The following is a 3354-nucleotide window of genomic DNA, read 5'->3' as shown; positions in this document are numbered from 1 at the left end:
AGTTCCTCGTGGCCCGCCACGTGGCGGGTCCGAAGCTCAGGCGTGCCACGGACCCGTTGTAGGGGATCGCCACGCCCGGGCCGGTCAGCGTCATCCCGGACGTCGGGGCGCTGCCGGGACTGCCCGGTGCGAGGATCCGGACGGTGTGGCCGCGCCGGCGGAGTTCCTCGGACAGGTCCACCACGTGGGCCTGGACGCCACCCGGCGCGTCGAACGAGTAGGGGCAGATCATGCCGATGCGCACGACGGGATCAGCCCTCGATTCGTTCGCGACGTTCGGCCGGGAGATCGTCGAGCCACAGCGGCTGGAGCATGTGCCAGTCCGCGGGGTGCCGGGCGATCCCCTCCGCGAACAGGTCGGCCATCGCCTGGACGGCCGGCTCCACCCCTCCGGAGACGTCGATCGGCGGGGGGATCCGCACCCGCATCGTGTGCTCGTCCTGGGACCAGAACTGCGCCACGAGGAACGGCGCGCCGGTCTCCACCGCGAGCCTGGCCGCCCCGGCGGGCATGCGGGTGGGTTCACCGAAGAACGTCACGGGAACCCCGGTGCGGCGCAGGTCGCGTTCACCGGGCAGGCACACGATCCCGCCCCCGGCGAGGTACTCCCGGAGGGCGTCGAGCGGCGGCGTGGGGCCACCGGTGTGGGGGTAGATCGTGAACCCCAGGCTCTCCCGGAAGTCGAGGAACCGCTGGTAGAGGGATTCGGGCTCGAGCCTCTCCGCCACGGTGGCGAAGCCGCCGTAGCGGCGCGCGAGCCACGTCCCGCCCAGATCCCAGTTGGCCGCGTGCGGGAGCGCCACCACCACGCCGCGGCCCTGCGCCAGGGCCGCGTCGAGGTGGTCGACGCCGTCGATGGTCCGGTCCATCTCGCGGGCCACGGCCTCCCTGTCCATCGACGGCAGCCGGAACGCCTCGCGCCAGTAGCGCGCGTAGGACCGGAACGAGTCCCGGATGAGGTCGTCGGGAACCTCGGCGGGGGTCACCCCGAGGACCCGCGAGAGGTTCTTCCGCAACTGGGAGTCCGGGCCCTGCCTGCGGGCGGCCGCGTCGGCCCCGGCGCGGAACACCGCTCGCGCCACCGGTTCGGGGAGTCCCCGGACCACGGCCCACCCGGCCGCGTAGCCGAGGTCCGAGACCCGCCCGCCGATGCCGCTCATCGTTCTCCCGCCGCGGGTGCCTCCGCGGGGCGGAGACGGTCGAGGTAGTCGGCGCGACCCCCCCACACCCGCTGCACCACGGTGATGAGGCTGCCCACGGCGACCGCGGTGATCGCCACCTCGAGCGCCCACGGGACCCCGAGGCCCTCCAGGCCGGCCCCGAGCAGGACCAGGACCAGCCGGTCGGCCCGCTCCATGAGTCCGCCCGGGGTGCGCAGTCCACCGGCGTCGGCCCGGGCCTTGGAGTACGAGACCACCTGGGAGAGCACCAGGCACGCCAGCAGCATCCCCAGGGCGTACCCGTTCCCGGGGTCCGCGCTGACCACCCACCAGACCAGGGACGCGAGGATCACGCCGTCGGCGACCCTGTCCGAGACGGCGTCCACGAGTGCGCCGTAGGGCGACCCGCCGTCACCGGCGCGGGCGACCGCACCGTCGATCAGGTCCAGCAGCGTGCACGCCGCGATCACGATCGCGCCGGCCACCAGGTGGCCGGTCCCGAAGAGGGTGATCGCCGCCCCGCAGGTCAGGACCAGGCCGGTCAGGGTGATCCCGTTGGCGGTGACACCCATGCGCACCAGGAAGGTGGCGAGGGGGTGCGCCACCCTGGTGACCCCCGATCGTCCGAACTCGCTGAGCATTGGTCTCCCCCGCTTGTCAGGTGTGTCCGGGCCGGGGCACGGTGGACCACGCCTCGGAGAGCAGTTGCCGTGTCTGGCGGAGCAGCTGCGGCAGCACCTTGGTTCCGCCGGTCACGGTGATGAAGTTGGCGTCGCCGATCCAGCGCGGCACGACGTGCTGGTGCAGGTGGTCGGACAGCGACCCGCCCGCCGCGCTCCCGAGGTTGAGCCCCACGTTGAACGAGTCGGGCCGGGAGACCGCCTTGATGACGCGGAGCAGGTGCTGGGTGTACGACATGAGCTCGCGGGACTCGTCGTGGTCCAGATCCTCGAGGTTCGCCACCTTGCGGTACGGCACCACCATGCAGTGCCCGGGGTTGTACGGGAAGAGGTTGAGGACCACGTACACGTGGTGGCCCCGGGCCACCACCAGCCCGTCCACGTCGTTCATCCGGGGGATGTCGAGGAACGGTTCCCCGGTCATCCCCTCTCCGGGAGGGGCCTTGGTCTCCGCGATGTAGGACATCCGGTAGGGCGCCCACAGCAGGTGCAGCCGGTCCTCCCCCACCCCGTACTGGCGGTACTGGTCCGCCGGCCTCGGTTCGCCGGCCGTCACACCCGCTCCGCCGTGGGGACGTCGTTACGGCGGGAGGAGACCCAGTAGGCGATCTTGTCCATCGCCGCGCTGCGGGACACGCCGTTGAGCTGGGTGCCGTCGGGGAACCGGAAGCTCACCGCGCCCGCCTCCACGTCGCGGTCGCCGGCCAGCAGCATGAACGGCACCTTGCCGGTGGTGTGGTTGCGGATCTTCTTCTGCATCCGCTCGTCGGACAGGTCGAGCTCGGCCCGGATGCCCCGCCCGCGGAGCTCGTCGATCACGTCTTCGAGGTGCTTCTCGTGGGCCTGCGCCACGGGGATGCCCACCACCTGCACCGGTGCGAGCCACGCGGGGAACAGTCCCGCGTAGTGCTCGAGCAGGACCGCGAAGAACCGCTCGATGGACCCGAAGAGCGCCCGGTGGATCATCACCGGACGCTTCTTGGTGCCGTCGGCGGCGTTGTAGGTGAGGTCGAAGAGCTCGGGCAGGTTGAAGTCCAGCTGCACCGTGGACATCTGCCACGTGCGACCGATCGCGTCGCGTGCCTGGACCGAGATCTTGGGACCGTAGAAGGCCGCACCGCCCGGGTCGGGAACCAGCTCGAGACCCGAGTTGGTGGCCACCCGCCGCAGCGTATCGGTGGCCCGCTCCCAGATCTCGTCGCCGCCGACGTACTTCTCGGGGTCCTTGGTGGACAGCTCCAGGTAGAAGTCCTCGAGCCCGTAGTCCCGGAGCAGCGAGATGATGAAGGACAGGACGGAGGCGATCTCGCCCTCCATCTGGTCCTCGGTGCAATAGATGTGCGCGTCGTCCTGGGTGAAGCCGCGCGCGCGGGTGAGACCGTGGATCACGCCGGACTTCTCGTAGCGGTACACGGTGCCGAACTCGAACATCCGCAGCGGGAGCTCCCGGTAGGAGCGACCGCGGGAGTCGAAGACGAGGTTGTGCATGGGGCAGTTCATGGGCTTGACGTAGT

5 protein-coding genes are annotated in these 3354 nt (G+C 71.0%); all 5 read right to left on the bottom strand.

Annotation, left to right across the window (positions count from 1 at the left end; all coding sequences use genetic code 11):
- Positions 1-244: glycosyltransferase (locus Q0444_RS08690; protein WP_299023001.1), on the bottom strand; the 244-nt coding region annotated here is incomplete at its 3' end.
- Between the two features lie 7 nt (positions 245-251).
- Positions 252-1160 carry a phosphatidylinositol mannoside acyltransferase gene (locus Q0444_RS08685; protein ID WP_299022999.1) on the bottom strand — a complete coding sequence of 303 codons (909 nt, stop codon included), beginning with the start codon at positions 1158-1160 and terminating at the stop codon, positions 252-254.
- Positions 1157-1801, bottom strand: coding sequence for a phosphatidylinositol phosphate synthase (gene pgsA / locus Q0444_RS08680; protein WP_291081891.1), 645 nt, complete (start codon positions 1799-1801; stop codon positions 1157-1159). The genes Q0444_RS08685 and pgsA overlap by 4 nt, the downstream gene beginning before the upstream one ends.
- 16 nt (positions 1802-1817) lie before the next feature.
- Positions 1818-2396, bottom strand: coding sequence for an HIT domain-containing protein (locus Q0444_RS08675; RefSeq protein WP_299022996.1), 579 nt, complete (start codon positions 2394-2396; stop codon positions 1818-1820).
- Positions 2393-3354 (bottom strand): threonine--tRNA ligase (gene thrS, locus Q0444_RS08670; protein WP_299022994.1); only part of this gene is annotated, 962 nt, incomplete at its 5' end. The genes thrS and Q0444_RS08675, both read right to left, overlap by 4 nt.

The sequence above is a fragment of the uncultured Dietzia sp. genome (assembly GCF_937873725.1).
Lineage (GTDB): Bacteria > Actinomycetota > Actinomycetes > Mycobacteriales > Mycobacteriaceae > Dietzia.
This window is presented reverse-complemented; position numbering and strand designations above follow the sequence as displayed.

What these genes read in the sequence shown, in the direction of transcription:
- Q0444_RS08685 (WP_299022999.1), bottom strand. Translation starts at nt 1,160, where the DNA reads ATGAGCGGCATCGGCGGGCGGGTCTCGGACCTCGGCTACGCGGCCGGG.
- pgsA (WP_291081891.1), bottom strand. Translation starts at nt 1,801, where the DNA reads ATGCTCAGCGAGTTCGGACGATCGGGGGTCACCAGGGTGGCGCACCCC.